20 protein-coding genes and 1 pseudogene are annotated in these 15,999 nt (G+C 63.2%); 13 read left to right on the top strand and 8 right to left on the bottom strand.

Going from position 1 to position 15,999, the window contains the following annotated elements:
- Window positions 1-146 precede the first annotated feature (146 nt).
- From ACS8Y6_RS08975 to ACS8Y6_RS08965, 3 genes and pseudogenes are all read left to right on the top strand, one after another.
- Entirely contained in the window at window positions 147-518 is a 372-nt protein-coding gene (locus tag ACS8Y6_RS08975; RefSeq protein ID WP_440849319.1) for a HipA family kinase, read from the top strand.
- A pseudogene (locus ACS8Y6_RS08970) lies at window positions 410-889 on the top strand (DUF3037 domain-containing protein); the annotation flags it as partial. The gene ACS8Y6_RS08975 and the pseudogene ACS8Y6_RS08970, both read left to right, overlap by 109 nt.
- A gap of 9 nt (window positions 890-898) precedes the next feature.
- The gene (locus ACS8Y6_RS08965; protein ID WP_440855427.1) at window positions 899-1,336 is read left to right on the top strand and encodes a hypothetical protein; all 438 of its coding nucleotides are present in this window, start codon (window positions 899-901) and stop codon (window positions 1,334-1,336) included.
- Window positions 1,337-1,383: 47 nt separating this feature from the next.
- Here ACS8Y6_RS08965 and ACS8Y6_RS08960 read toward each other — a convergent pair whose 3' ends face one another.
- The 4 genes from ACS8Y6_RS08960 to ACS8Y6_RS08945 all read right to left on the bottom strand — a co-directional run bounded on the left by ACS8Y6_RS08960 (window position 1,384) and on the right by ACS8Y6_RS08945 (window position 4,417).
- The gene (locus tag ACS8Y6_RS08960) at window positions 1,384-2,556 is read right to left on the bottom strand and encodes a Fic family protein (protein ID WP_440849199.1); all 1,173 of its coding nucleotides are present in this window, start codon (window positions 2,554-2,556) and stop codon (window positions 1,384-1,386) included.
- A gap of 98 nt (window positions 2,557-2,654) precedes the next feature.
- On the bottom strand, window positions 2,655-2,813 hold the full coding sequence (locus ACS8Y6_RS08955; protein WP_440849200.1) for a hypothetical protein: 159 nt from the start codon (window positions 2,811-2,813) through the stop codon (window positions 2,655-2,657).
- Between the two features lie 28 nt (window positions 2,814-2,841).
- On the bottom strand, window positions 2,842-4,161 hold the full coding sequence (locus tag ACS8Y6_RS08950; protein ID WP_440855418.1) for a HipA domain-containing protein: 1,320 nt from the start codon (window positions 4,159-4,161) through the stop codon (window positions 2,842-2,844).
- Window positions 4,112-4,417 carry a helix-turn-helix domain-containing protein gene (locus ACS8Y6_RS08945; RefSeq protein ID WP_440849202.1) on the bottom strand — a complete coding sequence of 102 codons (306 nt, stop codon included), beginning with the start codon at window positions 4,415-4,417 and terminating at the stop codon, window positions 4,112-4,114. Before ACS8Y6_RS08945 ends, ACS8Y6_RS08950 begins: the two co-directional genes overlap by 50 nt.
- Window positions 4,418-4,616: 199 nt before the next feature.
- Between ACS8Y6_RS08945 and ACS8Y6_RS08940 the strand changes: the two genes are divergently transcribed.
- Window positions 4,617-4,856 carry a FitA-like ribbon-helix-helix domain-containing protein gene (locus ACS8Y6_RS08940; protein ID WP_440855426.1) on the top strand — a complete coding sequence of 80 codons (240 nt, stop codon included), beginning with the start codon at window positions 4,617-4,619 and terminating at the stop codon, window positions 4,854-4,856.
- Window positions 4,857-5,282: a type II toxin-antitoxin system VapC family toxin gene (locus tag ACS8Y6_RS08935; RefSeq protein WP_440855417.1), complete on the top strand. Its 426-nt coding sequence runs from the start codon at window positions 4,857-4,859 to the stop codon at window positions 5,280-5,282.
- A gap of 29 nt (window positions 5,283-5,311) precedes the next feature.
- Here the strand turns inward: ACS8Y6_RS08935 and ACS8Y6_RS08930 are convergent, their stop codons facing one another.
- Both ACS8Y6_RS08930 and ACS8Y6_RS08925 read right to left on the bottom strand, forming a co-directional pair.
- Window positions 5,312-7,045 carry an FAD-dependent oxidoreductase gene (locus ACS8Y6_RS08930; protein WP_440855416.1) on the bottom strand — a complete coding sequence of 578 codons (1,734 nt, stop codon included), beginning with the start codon at window positions 7,043-7,045 and terminating at the stop codon, window positions 5,312-5,314.
- A gap of 171 nt (window positions 7,046-7,216) precedes the next feature.
- Window positions 7,217-8,125, bottom strand: coding sequence for a LysR family transcriptional regulator (locus ACS8Y6_RS08925; RefSeq protein ID WP_440855425.1), 909 nt, complete (start codon window positions 8,123-8,125; stop codon window positions 7,217-7,219).
- Window positions 8,126-8,234: 109 nt separating this feature from the next.
- On the opposite strand from ACS8Y6_RS08925, the gene ACS8Y6_RS08920 reads away from it, so the two are divergent.
- The 3 genes from ACS8Y6_RS08920 to ACS8Y6_RS08910 all read left to right on the top strand — a co-directional run bounded on the left by ACS8Y6_RS08920 (window position 8,235) and on the right by ACS8Y6_RS08910 (window position 10,688).
- Window positions 8,235-8,990, top strand: a complete 756-nt coding sequence (locus ACS8Y6_RS08920; RefSeq protein ID WP_440855424.1) for an SDR family NAD(P)-dependent oxidoreductase — start codon at window positions 8,235-8,237, stop codon at window positions 8,988-8,990.
- Window positions 8,991-9,112: 122 nt separating this feature from the next.
- Complete coding sequence (gene bla / locus ACS8Y6_RS08915) at window positions 9,113-10,000, top strand: class A beta-lactamase (protein ID WP_440855415.1); 888 nt, start codon at window positions 9,113-9,115, stop codon at window positions 9,998-10,000.
- Window positions 10,001-10,070: 70 nt separating this feature from the next.
- The gene (locus ACS8Y6_RS08910; protein WP_440855414.1) at window positions 10,071-10,688 is read left to right on the top strand and encodes a LysE family translocator; all 618 of its coding nucleotides are present in this window, start codon (window positions 10,071-10,073) and stop codon (window positions 10,686-10,688) included.
- On the opposite strand, the gene ACS8Y6_RS08905 is transcribed toward ACS8Y6_RS08910, so the two are convergent.
- Window positions 10,666-11,613: a LysR substrate-binding domain-containing protein gene (locus tag ACS8Y6_RS08905; RefSeq protein WP_440855413.1), complete on the bottom strand. Its 948-nt coding sequence runs from the start codon at window positions 11,611-11,613 to the stop codon at window positions 10,666-10,668. The genes ACS8Y6_RS08910 and ACS8Y6_RS08905 overlap by 23 nt on opposite strands.
- A 125-nt stretch (window positions 11,614-11,738) precedes the next feature.
- Here ACS8Y6_RS08905 and ACS8Y6_RS08900 point away from each other — a divergent pair, with 125 nt between their 5' ends.
- From ACS8Y6_RS08900 to ACS8Y6_RS08890, 3 genes are all read left to right on the top strand, one after another.
- A complete protein-coding gene (locus tag ACS8Y6_RS08900) occupies window positions 11,739-12,203 on the top strand; it encodes a DoxX family protein (protein ID WP_440855412.1) in 465 nt (154 codons plus the stop codon).
- A gap of 119 nt (window positions 12,204-12,322) precedes the next feature.
- Window positions 12,323-13,069 carry a dienelactone hydrolase family protein gene (locus tag ACS8Y6_RS08895; RefSeq protein WP_440849217.1) on the top strand — a complete coding sequence of 249 codons (747 nt, stop codon included), beginning with the start codon at window positions 12,323-12,325 and terminating at the stop codon, window positions 13,067-13,069.
- Window positions 13,070-13,283: 214 nt separating this feature from the next.
- Complete coding sequence (locus ACS8Y6_RS08890) at window positions 13,284-13,640, top strand: hypothetical protein (RefSeq protein ID WP_440849218.1); 357 nt, start codon at window positions 13,284-13,286, stop codon at window positions 13,638-13,640.
- Window positions 13,641-13,653: 13 nt separating this feature from the next.
- On the opposite strand, the gene ACS8Y6_RS08885 is transcribed toward ACS8Y6_RS08890, so the two are convergent.
- Complete coding sequence (locus ACS8Y6_RS08885) at window positions 13,654-14,418, bottom strand: SDR family NAD(P)-dependent oxidoreductase (RefSeq protein ID WP_440849219.1); 765 nt, start codon at window positions 14,416-14,418, stop codon at window positions 13,654-13,656.
- Window positions 14,419-14,590: 172 nt separating this feature from the next.
- Here ACS8Y6_RS08885 and ACS8Y6_RS08880 point away from each other — a divergent pair, with 172 nt between their 5' ends.
- Together ACS8Y6_RS08880 and ACS8Y6_RS08875 are read left to right on the top strand one after the other, a co-directional pair.
- On the top strand, window positions 14,591-15,007 hold the full coding sequence (locus ACS8Y6_RS08880) for a cupin domain-containing protein (RefSeq protein WP_440849220.1): 417 nt from the start codon (window positions 14,591-14,593) through the stop codon (window positions 15,005-15,007).
- Between the two features lie 123 nt (window positions 15,008-15,130).
- Window positions 15,131-15,994: an MBL fold metallo-hydrolase gene (locus ACS8Y6_RS08875; protein ID WP_440849221.1), complete on the top strand. Its 864-nt coding sequence runs from the start codon at window positions 15,131-15,133 to the stop codon at window positions 15,992-15,994.
- Window positions 15,995-15,999 lie beyond the last annotated feature (5 nt).

Raw genomic sequence — 15,999 nt, 5'->3', positions numbered from 1 at the left:
AGAGATTGGCTTATCGGTTATGCCGCCGGAAGGATGGGGTTGGTGGACCGTTTACGAAAAGACGGCGCGGCACTGAATTGAACTGTCAATCGGCACAGTTGGTCCCGCCGAAGATGAGACAAGACGTTCTTCTTTTCGACTAGTGGATTAAGAACGGCGATCGCACATTGACCGAACACGGCGGCAACCCGAACCTGTTCTGGGCCCCGGACGCGCAGGAACTGGTCGTGATCGACCACAATGTTGCCCTTGATGACACGGTGACGTCGGCCAATTTCTTTATCGATCACGTATTCCGCGATCAAGCACCTGCCGTGTTCGATGGCTTGGTCACGCGGGCCGAGTACGCTAAGCGTATGATCGCCACCATGGGGCGTTGGGACGCGATTGTCGAATCGATCCCCGATGAATGGCGCTACCTCGACGCCGAGCAGCTCGACCCGGTGGCGTTCGATTGGTCCGCAGCCTATGCGCTCCTGACCGCTTTCGAGTCCGACGATTTCTGGGCTATCCGATGAACCGCATTGCCTGCCAGTACGCCATCGTACGTTTCGCGCCGCTCGTGGAAACGGGCGAATTCGCGAACGCGGGCATTGTATTGCTCGCGGCCGAGCAAGCGTTCCTGGGGTTCGAGCTCGAAACGCGCCGAAGCAGACGCATCACAAATTTCTTCGATGATGTTGATAGCCGTCTGTATCTACAATCGGTTAAAGAGTTGCATGCGGAACTCAAGAGGCTATAAAGCCTGGTTGCGGCCGACACGGGCAACAACGGCGACTCGACTGCCATTTTCGAAGAACTGATCCGACCACGCGAAAGCATCATCCGCTTCAGCGAACCGCGGGTCGCTTTAGCCGATCACCCGGAAAGCAAACTCGCGGCACTGCACCAGTATTACGTGCACCGTAGCTTCCACACACCGGAACAGCGTGAAGCGAAGCTGGCACGCGGTATTGGCAATTGGCTCAAGGAAGTCGGCATAAGCGGGCGTTTCAAGCAAGCTCGCCTAGGTAATGACGAGTTCGAAACGCCAGAGCTACCCTTCGTCGAACAACGTGACGGTAAAGCGCATAAGGCGATGAAACCGCTCAACCTTGGACAAACGACACCTAGCGCCATTCTGGAACATGCCAATCGTTGGCAATTTCGACTGGCCGAGATTCGGCGCCGTCACCTGTTTGCAGGTCGTTTCCTATTCGCCGTCGATGGGACGAACAACGATAAAAAGCGAAGCAGGGCAGTCGAGGAAGCACGGGAGCTTCTTGCTAAGGCCGAAGCGTCCGTTGTTAGCTATCAAGACAAGCAGGCTGTTCTCGAATTCGCCCTGGGCGATTGATACACCTACTGATAAGCGAGAGGCTGTTTCACGTTTCGCGAAGCTCGCTACAGCGGCGTGGTCCCTTCGCTCAAAATGTCCATAAAGGCATCATACCGATACACCCGCCCTCGCTGGCGCCCCGAGACTTCACTCACGATTTCAAGGCGTTCAAGCACCTTGAGCGCGTCGTTTATCGGCGGGGCTGACAATCCGGTCGCGCGCCTGAGTTGCTTCGTGTTGGCGAACGGCAAGCGCTGCATGGCCTCGTGCACTCGGAGGACTGAACCGACACGATCATCGTTGTTCCGGATGGCCGCACGATCGGCTTCGAATAGCCGCACGATGCGGTTCGCCGCATCGAACGCCTGGTTCGCGGTCTCGGCGATACCCTCGAGAAAGAACGTCAACCAGTCTTCCCAAAGACCGTACTCGCGAACGTCTTGCAACAGCGCGTAGTAACGTTCGCGATGGGTTTTCAAATAGAGGCTGAGATAAAGCAGCGGCCGCTTCATCTCGCCTTGCATGCATAAGAACAACGTCACCAGCAGGCGGCCGAGGCGTCCGTTGCCGTCCAGAAACGGGTGAATCGTCTCGAATTGAACGTGCAGCAGTCCGGCCTTGATCAGCGTAGGCAAGCGCGACTCCTGTTCATGAATGAAACGCTCGAACGTGTCCAGGCACTGCAGCATGTCGTCGGGCGATGGCGGCACGAACTGGGCATTAACGGGCCGCATGCCGCCGATCCAGTTCTGCGTGGTCCGGAACTCGCCGGGGCTCTTGGCGGCACCGCGGCCGCTATCGAGCAACCGCGCGTGCATTTCGCGCATCAAGCGGAGCGACAAAGGTAGTGTTTCCAGGCGGTCAAGGCCGTAGAGCATGGCGTCGACGTAATTCGATACTTCGCGAATATCGTCGATCGGCTGGCCGGAAGTGGCGTCGCTTTCGAAACGCAGCAGGTCGTTCAACGTGGACTGCGTGCCCTCGATCTGAGAGGACAACACCGCTTCCTTGCGCACATACATGTAGAGAAACAGATCATCGCCAGGCAGCAGCGTCGTAATGCCGTCGAGGCGCCCGATCGCGCTCTGGGCCCTGGCGAAAGGTTCCAGTAGCGATAGCACATCGATCGGCGGCTCGGGCGGCAAATCGGCGGGTACGAACGCGCGCACTGTCTCGCCGCCCGCGATGGTTTCGCGGTAGCGGCCGGCTCGGGCTGCAGCATCGGCTTCATCGATCATCGCCGAAGCGTAGCGATAGCCACGCTAATAAAGCAATTCGCGATTTCGTTTACTTAGCTCGTTGCTAGTTAAACAAGCTTTACTTGTAGACAGCGTTGCTACCAGTTCAACGTTTCGAACCCATGCTCGCGCTCGCGGGCTGAGTCGGCCGCCGTCTGTCCCAACGACGGATCCTTTGCGATGCCGACTTCGGCGCGGATGTATTCGGTGCCTTCGACGAGGATTTCGACCTGGCGCGGGTCTTGATCCAGAAGCATCTCTACGACAGCGCCTGACCGCTGATATCTAGCTGCCGCGCCAACGCCGACAAGCCGCCCCTACGCCGGCAGCAATCGTCTCGGGAATGTCCGATTTCACGCCTGCCGCAGCCACGTCAGCCGCCAACGTTTCGGCAACTTGAGGCAGTGTGTCCAACAGCTCATCCCGGATAGACGCCATGTCGCGCGCTCGCAGACGACAGCCATCGATTCGACGTACCAGATGTTCTCTCGTGATTTCACGCAGCTTGTAATGGCCGGCGAAGCGTAGCGAACTGCGCAGGTCACGCCGCTGAGCGGCGTAGGGGTACATGCTGTTCATGTCGTACAGCGGGGCGAGCCGTGGCAAGCCGGCTGTTGGCGGATAGATGAGCGCGAAGTTCTTGGCGTGTGCGTCGGTGCCCGCAATGATCAGGTTGAAGAGTACCGCCTGGTACAGGCGTGTCTGGTCGGCCAGTGGATCGCCGCTGTGGCGATCGAGCAGTTGCATCATATCCGCGAGTCTCGGCCCGCCTTCGGCTTCGTATTTGTTGCGCGGATGCACGCCAAGCGCCTGGCAGAAGTCTTCCTGATGCAGCCGTATTAGATTCGGCACCGCGCCGAAGCGGTCGAAACGCTTGACCACGAGCACCGGCACGTCGTCGAAGTCGACGACCTCCGATTCGACCGCCGGCAAGCCGATTCGGCGCGCCAGCTCCAGGCAGTAATGCTCGTTGAGCGCCTGATCGGGCAAGCCGATCATGGCGGGTTTGAGAATATGCGTACTGGCTAAGCCACCGTGCGGAACGGCCCATCCGGTCGCTGTTTTTCGCAGGGCGGTTTTTGCCTGGGCACCGGCCAGAGAGAACTGACCGTGGTCGCCCTCCAACGCCGAGGGTAACGACTCTTGCAGACATCGCATTTCATGGCCGAGCCGCGCGTTGTCGAGCGGTTCTTCGTAGCCTTGGCCGGCCGGCTCGACGAAGGAAATCCCGCCCGGACAGTCCACACCGATCTCGCTCAGGATGGCGACCGGGTCGTGCCGGCCCACGCCGAACTCGCGCGCCCATCGATTAATCGTATCTTCGTTGTCGGGTAGCAGCCCCCGGAGAAAATGCTCGACCGGCTTCTGGGTCTCGCGGCGCTGGTCGGTATGAACCCGGCGCGAGATGGGAAGCGACAAGGAGATGGGCCAAACTCCCGGCATTTCCCGCCAACTGTCGTCGTAAGTCAGACGGAGCCGACCTTGATCGGCCAACCTCTCTATCACACCGATCAAACGATCACCGAAATACAGCGGCGTGCTCCGGGTGACACGCTCAGCCATCATCGGTACTCGATGATTTGTGCGAGCGCGGCATTCCGACAAGATCGGTTACGTCGAAATTGCTGTTCGACTGCGTCGCTGGCGGCTCAGCACTCTCTGCAACCTGTAGTGCCAGGCCAAGCTCGCGCAGCACACGCAGAGCCAACTCGAGCTCAGCGCGGGGCTTGCCGTTTTCCAGCTCCGATATCCAGCTCTGCGTGGTGCCGCAACGATCCGCCAGTACACCCTGCGTGATCCCTGCACGACGACGGGCTTCGCGAATCTGGAGGCCGAAGTCTTTCGCGTTCCTGATCGTCACTACTTACATCCGAACGAATATATTTGAACAGTATTCCCGAACAGGAATAAAACCGCAATATTTCCGTTCGGGAATATTTCGCGGCAAGGCGCGATCTACTCACCGAGACGAACGGGAGGTGAGCAAGATCTGGATGTCATTCTCGGACTGTCGAATTGCTATAATGACCGCATTGATTTCAATGCAATCAAAAGCGATCATGGCTTCAATCACGATTCGCAATCTGGACGATGAACTGAAACGCGCATTGCGGCTGACGGCCGCCGAACACGGGCATTCCATGGAAGAAGAAGTGCGCTTGATTCTGCAACGTGCGCTTGCACCACGCCGACAGCGAGGTTTGGGCAGCCGCATTTGCGAACGGTTCGCGGCCACCGATGGCGTGGAAATCGATGCGCCGAAACGAACTGAACGAGCACGGCCCGCCGAGTTCGACTAGATGATCGTTCTTGGTACGAACGTTTTGTCCGAACTCATGCGACCGGCGCCGAACCCGCTCGTTGTAGATTGGATCGACTCAACAAGTGCCCGAGACGATATAGCCATCACGGCGATCACCGTGGCCGAGATTCTCTATGGCATAGAGCGCCTGCCCGACGGGCGGCGCAAACAGCAACTCGGCGGCGTTGCCGCCATGATGTTCGAAGAAGACTTTGCTGGCGCCATCTTCTCGTTCGACGCTGAGGCTGCGGTGCACTATGCACAGCGCGTGGCCGCGAGCGAAGCCGCGGGGCGCCCCGCCTCAATGGCGGACGCCCAAATCGCCGCAATCTGCCTTAACCACGGCGCAACGCTTGCGACCCGCAACACCAAGGAATTTGACCCCTTCGGCGTTGCGCTGGTTAATCCTTGGCATCAACACTGATCACGAAACATCATCCCAGCCGATGGCCCCTACCAATTCAACGTCTCAAACCCATGCTCGCGCTCGCGGGCGGTGTCGGCTACGTCGGTCGCCTCGGGCGCATCGTCTGCGGCGGCCTGGCCGGACGACGGGTCCTTGGCGATGCCGTTGACTACCGGGTGCTCGCGGAAGTATTCGTCGAAGCGTTTTTTCGCGTCGTCGCCGAACAGGATTTGGCAGGCTTCCAGCAGGCCGGCAGAGTGCTTGATGGTGTCCTGGCGGGAGACGAGGCTGATCTTGGAGCGGCGGCGCAGGAAATCCTCGAGCTTGGTGATCATCTCTCGTCTCGCGGCCTGGCGGACTTCGGCGCGGATGTATTCGGTGCCCTCGATGAGGATTTCGGCCTGGCGCGGGTCTTCGCGGATGTTTTCCAGAATGCCGATGGCATGGCCGGCGTAGCGGCGCCAGAGCCGCGTGGACAGCGGTTCGGACGAGGCCGGGTCGGTGTAGCCGTCGAGGTTCATGAGCCGGGCCTGGTGTAAGAATTCGTCGCGCACCGAATCCACCGGCTCGCCGTACCAGCGATATTTCGGGTAGCGGACTTCGATGCCCATCTGTTTGACCAGGTCGGTGATTTCGTTGCCGACGTTCACGCAATCGGTGAGCTTGCCGCCGAAGATGCTGATGTAGCCCTGTTCGATGTCGGAATCGATCTCGTGCTTGCGGGAGAGCTGCAGGAAGTCCCGATCCTGGCCGCCGCTGTTTTCCACCGCCAGCGGACGTACGCCGCAGCGGGTGGCGATGATGTCGTCGCGATCCAGCGGTTTGTCGAGCGCCAGCCGGGCGTTGATGTTGTCCAGTACGAAGTCGATGTCTTCGTCGGTGATCGCCGCATGCGGGTCGTCGGTGCGCGTGTCGGTAGTGCCGATGCAGGTGCGGTTGCCCATGGGGATGGCGAAGAACAGGCGCCCATCCTGGTCGAAGAAAGCCAGCACGCGTTTGTTGGGCGTGAGCCGTTCGACGATGAGATGAATCCCCTTGGACAGCACATGGCTATGCTCAGTCTTCTTCTCGGTCAGCCGGTTGTATTGATCGGCCAACGGGCCGCAGGCGTTGATGAGCGTGCGGGTTTTCGCGGTGAATTCCCGGCCGGTCATCACGTCGCGCAGCTGCACGGTCCAGATGCCGTTCTCGCGCGTTGCACCCGTGGATTCAACGTAATTGGCGGCGGCGCAGCCGCTGTTCATGGCTAGCCGCACGAAGTTGAAGACAAACCGTGCGTCGTTGTCGTGCAAGTAAGCATCGGAATATTCGAAGCAGCCGACGGCCGGCCGGGTATCTATGACCGGTTCTTCTTTATTGACCTGCTTGAGCGACGGCAACCGCGGAATCTTCGTGAAGCAGTTGCCGAAGAACCAGTACAGCCAGGTGCCGGCCCAGAGCACCAGCGGATGCCAGCGGAAACCCTTGGTGATCGTGGTCAGGAAGCGGATTTCCTGCACCGTGGACGGGTAATGCTTGATCAGGTGGTTGCGCGACACGCACAGCTCGCGCACGAGCTTGAAGTCGTACGACTCCATGTACTTGATACCGCCCCAGATCAGGTTGGACGACCACATGCTGGTCATACCGGCGAAATCGCCCTGGTCGATCAGCGCGGTTTTCACGCCCTTGCCCGACAGTGCTGCCGCGCTAACCGCACCGTTGATGCCCCCGCCGACGATGAGTGCGTCGTAGACATCGCCGGATTGGAGTCGCTGGATATTGCTTTCGCGTAACTGCATGTGCGTCGATCTCCGTAGCCGACCACGATCCGCGTGTCGGCGAAAAAAGCGGCGGCAAGCAGCCGCGCCCGATATCTCCACCATACCGACCATACCGCCCTACCCACGATTTCCGATGCAGCGACCCCGCTCCGCACCGGCGCAGCCGCGAGACCGGGGCGGCTTCTGTCGTCACGCCAGCCGATAGTAGGCCTGGATCTTCGGGCCCAGCCAGTCCATGAACCCCCGCACGCGGCGCGACAGATTGCGCCGATGCGGGTAGACGAAAGAGATCGGCATCGGCTCGGCGCGGTGGCCGGGCATCACCTCGATCAGTTCACCGGCGTCCAGCAACCACTGCACGCCGACGCGCGGCACCTGGATCAGTCCCAGCCCGGCCCGGCAGGCATCGGTATACGCACCGGTACTGTTCACCGTAATCACGCCCGGCAGCGGCAGATGATGCGTCTGTCCGTCGCTGACGTATTCCCAGCGTGGCAGCGGCTCGCCGAGGCGCGGCACGTAGTGCACGACGCGATGGCCGTTTTCGAGATCGGCCGGGGACCTCGGCGTGCCATGGCGCGCCAGATAACCCGGACTGGCGCAGTTGACGATCGCCATATCGCCGAGCGGCCGGGCAATGAGCTGGGCGTCCCGCACGCGACCGCCGCGTACGACCAGATCCAGACCTTCGCGTACCGGATCGGCCAGTCCGTCACTGACGGACAGTTCGAGTTCCAGGCCCGGATGGGCGGCGAGCAAGCCGGGCAATTCCGGGATCAGCAGATGACGCGCCATCGCATGGCCGACATCGACCCGCAACAGGCCCGACAACGCGTTATGCCTGTGCTCGAACAGGGTTTCGATCTCATCGAGATCATCGAGCCATTCGCGGCCGCGATCGAGCAGCGCTCGGCCATCCTCGGTGAGCCGCACGCGGCGGGTCGTCCGATGCAGCAGGCGCACTCCCAGATGATCCTCGAGTTGCTGGATCTGGCGCGATACCCGGGCACGGGATAACCCGAGCTGTTCGGACGCACGAGTGAAGCCCCCGGCCTCGACCACACGAATGAATGCCTGCAACGCGGCCACGCGATCGATCGCCATCGATTGTCCACTTCAATGCAACAGTGTATTCATCATGACGCGGTTTATCGCCAACCGCACGCCCAATAAGCTCTATCGCACGCTCACCCCTCAGGAGATCCACATGAGCCAGATCATTCTCATCACCGGCGGGAGCCGCGGTCTCGGCCGGAGCGCGGCGCTGCACCTGGCCGATCGCGGGCACGACATCATCCTCACCTATCGTTCACAGAAAGAAGCCGCCGAAACGGCCGTTGCGGCAATCCAGGCGAAGGGGCCCAAGGCGGTCGCGCTACCGCTGGATGTCGGTCAAGCGAGGCATTTCGTGGCATTCGCTGCCACTGTGAAGCGTGTACTGGCCCAGACCTGGCAGCGCGAGACCTTCGACGGGCTGCTCAACAACGCCGGTATTGCCATGCACGAGCCGTTCGCGAGCACCACGGAAGAACAGTTCGATGCTGTGATCGATACACACCTGAAAGGCCCGTATTTCCTCACCCAGCGGCTGCTGCCGCTGCTGGCCGACGGCGGCCGGATCCTCAACGTTTCCAGCGGACTGGCGCGTTTTTCCATGCCCGGCACATCGATCTACGGCGCAGCCAAGGGCGCAGTCGAGGTGCTGACCCGGTATCTGGCCACCGAGCTGGCCGAGCGCCAGATTCGCGTGAATACGATCGCGCCGGGCGCCATCGCCACCGATTTCAGCGGCGGCAGAGTGCGGGACAACCCCGAGGTCAACGCTTATGTATCGTCGATCACTGCGCTTGGCCGACCCGGCCGGGCCGACGAGATCGGCAGCGCGATGGCCATGCTATTGTCGGATGACGCGCGCTGGATCAACGGCGAGCGCATCGAGGCCTCGGGCGGCATGCGCCTGTAATAGGGTGGAGGGGCTGACGCTGCCGGCTTGGGCCGGCCCCGGCGAGGCCGATCCAGCCAGACGCGCCGCTGCCATACGATTCGGCTAAACTTTTCCGTCCGCTGTATCGTGAGGCTTTAGTCTTGGATCGTCGTCAGTTCATTCAGCAGTTCGCGGCCGGTGCGGTCCTTTCACTGATCGGCGCGCCGCCCGTATTGGCGGCCGACACCGATGCGGCATTCAAAGCCGCCATGGCCCGGCTGGAAAGCCGCCACGGCGGCCGGTTGGGCGTGGCGGTCGTCGATACGGGCGGCGGTCGGCGGATCACCCACCGCGGCAACGAACGCTTCCTGTTGTGTAGTACGGTCAAGTTCCCGACCGCTGCGCTCATCCTCTCGCACGTCGATGCTGGCGCCGAATCGCTGGCCCGCCACATCGATTACAGCGAAGACGACGTCGTGACCTACTCGCCGGAAACGAAACAACACGTCGCCACTGGCATGACACTCGGCGCGATCTGCCGCGCCGGGCTCACGCAGAGCGACAACACGGCGGCCAACCTCATGCTGCACAGCGTCGGCGGCCCCGCGGCGGTGACCCGCTTCGTCCGTTCGCTGGGCGATGACGTGACGCGCTCGGACCGATACGAAACCGCACTCAACGACTACACGCCCGGCAACCCGCACGACACAACTACACCGAGCGCCATGCTCGGTCTGATGCAACGGATTCTGTTGGGTCACGCTTTGAGTGCTGCCTCGACGCAGCAACTCATGGCCTGGATGCGTGCCTGCCAGACCGGCGATCATCGCCTGCGGGCCGGCCTGCCCGCGGCCTGGCGCGTCGGCGACAAGACCGGCTCCGGCGGCGACAACAGCGCCAACGACATTGCGATCATCCAGCCACCGCACCGCCAACCCATTCTGGTGGCCGCCTACTACACCGGCTCGACCGCCACGCATGCCCAGCGCGACAGGGTGCTGGCGGATGTCGGCCGGGCGGTCGCCGGTGTCGCGACGGGCCCAGGGTAACGATGCCCATATACGTTGCCGACACGATCGCGCCTGATGACTTTTTAGTGGACGAAAACTGAGACGAGACATGCATTCGTTCTTTTTGATCGGCAGCCTCTGGCTGCTGGCCGCGATGTCACCGGGGCCGAATTTCGTGCTGGTGGCGCGTACTGCCGCCCGCCATCACGCCCGGGCGAGCCTGTTCGCGGTGGCGGGCATTGCGTCGGCCACACTCGTCTGGGGACTGGCCGGCGCTCTGGGTATCCGCGGCCTTTTTCTGGCCGCGCCCTGGGCTTATATCGGCCTGAAACTTGTCGGCGGCGCTTATCTGATCTGGCTCGGCGTCGCTATGCTGCGCGCCTCGACCCGCCCCGGCGGCGACCCGCCGAGGGCGCACGATCAGCCTGCGGCGCGCGCGCTGTTCCGCACCGGATTGATCACCAATCTGGCCAATCCCAAGACCGCGGTATTCGTATCCAGCCTGTTCGCCACCGTCATGCCGCCGCAGGCCTCGATCGGCTGGAGTCTGGCGGCCGTCGTGATGATGGCCCTGATCTCGGCGAGCTGGTACGCGGTTGTCGCGTTGGTTCTGAGCCGCCCGCCGGCGCTGGCGCTGTTCAGCCGGGTCCGCACGGCGTTCGACCGGCTCGTGGGCATCGTACTGGCCGGTTTCGGCACCCACCTCATTCTGTCGAACGCCCGCTGACCTCGCCCGCCGGGGGCCGGCGGGTGAAATCGCTCGGACCAATGGATTCGGCCAGAAAATCCAGCAGCGCGCGTACCGCCGGCAACTGGCCGCGGCGCGAAGCGAACACGGCGTGCAGCAGCTTGTCGGGCGGCGCCCAGCCGGGGAGTAGATTGACCAGCCGGCCGGCGGCGAGGTCGTCGCCGACGAACAGCATCGGCAACTGCGCCACGCCCAGACCGTCGAGTGCCGCCCGGCGCAGGGTCGACATATCGTCGGTCACCAGCCGCGGCCGGTAGGCGATCTCGCAACGCAGGCCGGCGGTGTTCTCTAGATACCAACAATAACGGCCATCCGGGCGGCTTTCGCTCAGCGCCGGCCAGTCGACGCGCTCGGGCGCTGTGGCGCGGCCCGGCAGATGCGCCACCAACTCTGGGGCACCGATCAACCGATGCGGGCTGGCCGCGATCGCGCGCATGTTCAGATCGCTGTCGGCCAACGGTGTTGGCCGCACGCGCAACGCCACATCGAAACCTTCACGCACGGGATCGACCGGCCGCGCCACCGCCTCGATCTCCAGGTTTACTTCGGGATAACGGGCCAGAAAGGCCGAGATCAACGGTGCCAGCCGCAGATACAACAGCCCCGGCGGGCAACTCAGGCGGACCGTGCCGCGCGGCTGGGCCTGGCTTTGCTGGACGGTCTCGAACGCGGAGCGCGCGGCATCGAGCATGGTGCGGCAATGCGCATGGAATGCCTCGCCGATCGGCGTCAGCGAAATGCCTCGGGTGTCGCGATTAAGCAGCCGTACGCCAAGCCGTGCCTCGAGCGCGGCCACGCGCCGGCTGAGCTTCGATTTGGGCTGCTTCAGCGCCCGGGCCGCGGCGGAGAAGCCGCCGTGCTCGACCACGCTCGAAAAATAGAACAGATCATCAAGATCTTCCACGCCTCGTTCCCATAATAGAACGCCGTGTTGAGATTATGCCGGCTTCCGATCCGGGCGTCCTGCGCCTAACTTGAATGAAACAGCCGGCCTTGCCGGCCCGATCCACAATCGCAACGAGGCCCGTCATGTTCGACTCTCTCCTGCACAAATCGTATTTCCAGGATCCGCTGCTGCTCGCCGCCCGGGTGCTGATTGCCTGGCTGTTCGTGCTCTTCGGCTGGGGCAAGCTGGTCGGCTTCGCCGGCACCGTGGCCTACATGCAACACACCGGCGCCCCCTTGCCGGCGCTCGCCGCGGTGATTGCCGTCGTGATGGAAGTGCCGGTGGCGCTTGCCATTGCATTGGGCGCGGCCACCCGACCGTTGGCGCTGCTGATGGCGCTTTATACGCTGGGCACTGCACTCATCGGCCACCCGTACTGGACGATGACCGGCGCCGAGCAGTACGCCAACGAAATCAACTTCTACAAGAACATCGCAATCATCGGCGGCCTGCTGGCGCTCTACGTCGCCGGCCCGGGGCGCTTCGCGATCGATGCCTGGCTCGGCCGACGGGCCGCGGCATCGCGCCGGACCATGCACGCGGCCTGAGCCGCGCCGCCCCATCGAGACCACCGCGCGGGCCCCGCAGGCCCGCGCGGTCGTTGCAGAATGCCGGTACATGGTCCTATAACCCACGTGATGCCACTCATTTCATTAGGAGTTTGCCCATGAGCCGCGCCATCGATATCAACGCCACCGACGGCACGATCGACGCCCACATCTTCACACCCGACGATGCGAACGGCGCCCTGCCCGCCGTCGTGCTGTTCACCGACATCGGCGGCTTGCGGCCCTGCTATCACGACAAGGCCCAGACCATCGCCGACGACGGCTATGCGGTACTCATGCCCAACATCTACTACCGCGACGTCGTGGGTCCGGTGGTGCCCGAAGGGAAATCGTTTCGCGACGAAGACGTCCGGCCGACGCTGTTCGAATATGCCGGCCATCTGACGCCGGAAGCTCAGGCGCGCGACTTCGCGGCGCTGGTCGCCACGATCGACGCCGAACCCGAATTCGACGGCAGCCGCATCGGCGTGGTTGGCTATTGCATGACCGGTGCGTTCGCCCTGCGCATGGCGGCAGCCCATCCCGAACGCGTGGCCGCGGCCGCCGGCTTCCATTCGGCCCGGCTTGCCGTCGAGGGCGACGAAAACAGCCCGCTCGGCGTGGTCGACCGGATCAAGGGCCGTGTCTATCTGGGCCACGCCGATGGTGATGAACTGATGCCGCCGGCACAGATCGGCCGGCTCGATGCCGCCATGGCGGCGGCCGGCGTGGACTTCACCACCGAACTGTACAAGGGCGCCGGCCACGGCTACACCGCGTTCGACGCGCCGGTCTACAACGAAGCCGCCGATGCCCGTCATTACAAGCGCTTGTCGACCTTATTCGAGGAAACGCTGGGCGGCTGAACGGGGCCGGGGCGCCGCGTCGGGCCCAGACCTACCCCCCGGTTTCACGACCGATAAAGACTCGAATCCGGCCGGTCGCGCACGGCGCCGACCGGCCGCCACACCGGCGGCGAAAATAAAGCGTGTCTTTTGCCGGGAAACGGTATTAACTATGCCGCCCCGGGGCCGTTATTACGCACGATCGACGGCTTTGTGTGGGTTCTCTGAGGCAGAGATGACAAGCGTATTGGTGGTGGTCGGCGCTCTGATCGCGCTGCGATTCCTCATGGTTCGGCGTAACCGCGCGACCCGGATGAAGTATTTGCGTGAAAACGCGGCGCGCCTGACCTACGACGAAGCACGCCAGCGCTACCAGGCGTATTGCCAAAATCTGGGCTCGCGCCCGCCCGACCCGCTTCACCGCCGGCGGCTTCGGGATGCCGAGGCCGACATCGAGCAGGCCGAATTCTATTACGAACGCATGATCGAACTGGAAACCGGCCATGCCGGGCCCGCCGTGCGTCTGTCGATTCGGCCCACACTGCTGGGCCTGTACAAGGCTGGAGCGGCCCGGCGGCTGCCCCAGCCCTGAGCACTTGCAACGGCTAGCGGCCGCCGGAAACGGTCACCGATTCGCCGGTCACGAACGAGGCGCGGTCCGAGACCAGCCAGGACACGGCGTCGGCAATCTCCGCCGGCTTGCCGAGCCGGCGCATCGGCACCGCAGTCTCGGCCGCTTCGCGCAGCTCGTCCGGCGGCATGTCGGTATCGATGATGCCGGGGGCCACGCCGGTGACGCGGATGCCCTCGTCCGCCACTTCCTTGCCCAGACCGAGAATGAAAGTCTCCATCGCGCCCTTGCTGGCGCCATAGGTGGCCAGGCCGCCCGCGCCCCCGGAATGGGCCGCCACCGACGACATGATCACGATCGCCCCGCCCTGGCCGCCGTGACGGGTCGAAAGACGGCGTACCGCAGCCTGCGCGCAGACGATCGGCGCCACGGCGTTGACCCGGAACACATCCTCGATATTGCCCAGGCTTTGTTCATCCACACGCCGGGTCTCGCCCGTGACGCCCGCATTGGCCACCAGGACGGACAAGCGGCCGAGCGCCGCTTCGGCTTCGCCGATCCGCTCGTCGATGCTGTCGAGTTCGCTGACATCGACATGAACCGCCTCGGCCGTGCCGCCCGCGTCGCGAATCGCGGCCACCACCGACTGCGCGGCGGCTTCGTTGTGCCCGTAGCCCACGGCCACGGCATAGCCGTCGGCGGCCAGTTGCCGGCAGATGGCGGCGCCGATGCCGCGCGAGCCACCCGTAACGAAGGCCATCCCGGCCGCCTTGCCCGATTTCGATACCGAATCACTCATCGGATTTCTCCTGCAATACAAACCATGGCCGGCAGATTCGCACGATCCGCGTTCGCGGCCGATATGCCGGCCCTCGTCCCGACATCGGTAGCATCCGACTTGATCGTTCGCAACGTCCGGCCGGCCGATATCCTCTAGAATCGGCGTCCTGGACAGTCGAGCAAGGGCCAATATGAGCGCAATCGATCAACCCACCTGCCGCGTCGTACGCGCCGGCGACACCATCACCGGCAAGCAGGCACTAGACTACAACGTGGGCGTGTCCGCCGAATCGGTGGGCGCGGCCGGCATTCATATGCAGATCGTGACCATTCCACCCGGCGCCCGCGCCAGGGCGCACAAGCACGAACACCACGAAACGGCGATCTACGCGCTCGAAGGCGTGTCGCACTGCTGGTACGGCGATCATCTCGAGCAGCACGCCGTCGTCGAGCCGGGCGATTTCTTCTATATCCCGGCGAACGTGCCGCACCTGCCCTACAACCCCAGCGACAGCGAAACCGCCCGCGCGGTGATCGCGCGCACCGATCCAAACGAGCAGGAAAGCGTGGTGCTGATGCCCGAACTGGAAACCGATGCCGTCAAGTAGCGCGGGACGATGGCGGCGCGAGCCGATCGCCGGCGCCGTAATGCATGGCCTGGCCGGGTGTTGTAGCGTGGAACCCATCACCCACAACTGATCGGCCCGCAATCAAACGGCCGATCCTGCTTCATGAGTACAACCCAACCCGCCAACGTGCACCAACTGCGCATAGGCGACTTTGTTCTCACCACCCTACTCGATGCCCAGATGGAGGCCAGCTTCGCGCTGCCGCAGAACATCGATGAAGACGAAGTGCGTCGGCTACACGCCGAAAGCCGGCGCCCGACGCCGCCGCGCATCACCCTCAACGCTTATCTGCTGGACACCGGTACGCAGAAGATCCTGATCGACACCGGCCTCGGCGGTCTGGCCGGCGATGCCGGGCCCTATCTGCTGGAAAATCTGCAAGCAATCGGCGTGACGCCGTCCGCAATCGATACGGTGCTGATTACGCACATGCACCCGGATCACGTCGGCGGTCTGATCGATGCCGACGACAACGCGGTGTTTCCGCAGGCCACCGTGCTGGTACCGGCGGGCGAGCTGGATTACTGGGGCGGCGAGATTCCCGAGGGCGCCTCCGACGCCCAGCAAGGCCAGTTCCAGGCCGCCCACCGCGTGATCGCCGCAGTCGGCGCGCAAATGCAGCACCTGGAAGGTACCTCGGTGTTGCCCGGCATCACGCGCGTGCCGTTGCCGGGGCATACCCCCGATCATTCCGGCTATCGCATCGAATCCGGCCACGATCGTATCCTGCTGTGGACCGATATCGTGCACCTGCCGCAGATTCAGTTTCCCTGCCCGGATGCGGGCGTGGCCTTCGATACCGATGTCGCACAGGCGCGCGAGACGCGCCGCCGCATCATGGCCGAGCTGGCCGAGTCGCAGGAACTCGTCGGCGGCCATCATCTGGATTTTCCCGGCATCGGCTATGTCGTGACCGACGGCGAGGGCTATCGCTTTCTGCCGCATGTTTGGCAACCCACGATCTGAGCATT

The organism is Salinisphaera sp. RV14 (assembly GCF_052044135.1).
GTDB lineage: Bacteria > Pseudomonadota > Gammaproteobacteria > Nevskiales > Salinisphaeraceae > Salinisphaera.
The sequence above is the reverse complement of the archived record's forward strand: the minus strand, read 5'-3'. Positions and strand labels throughout refer to the sequence as shown.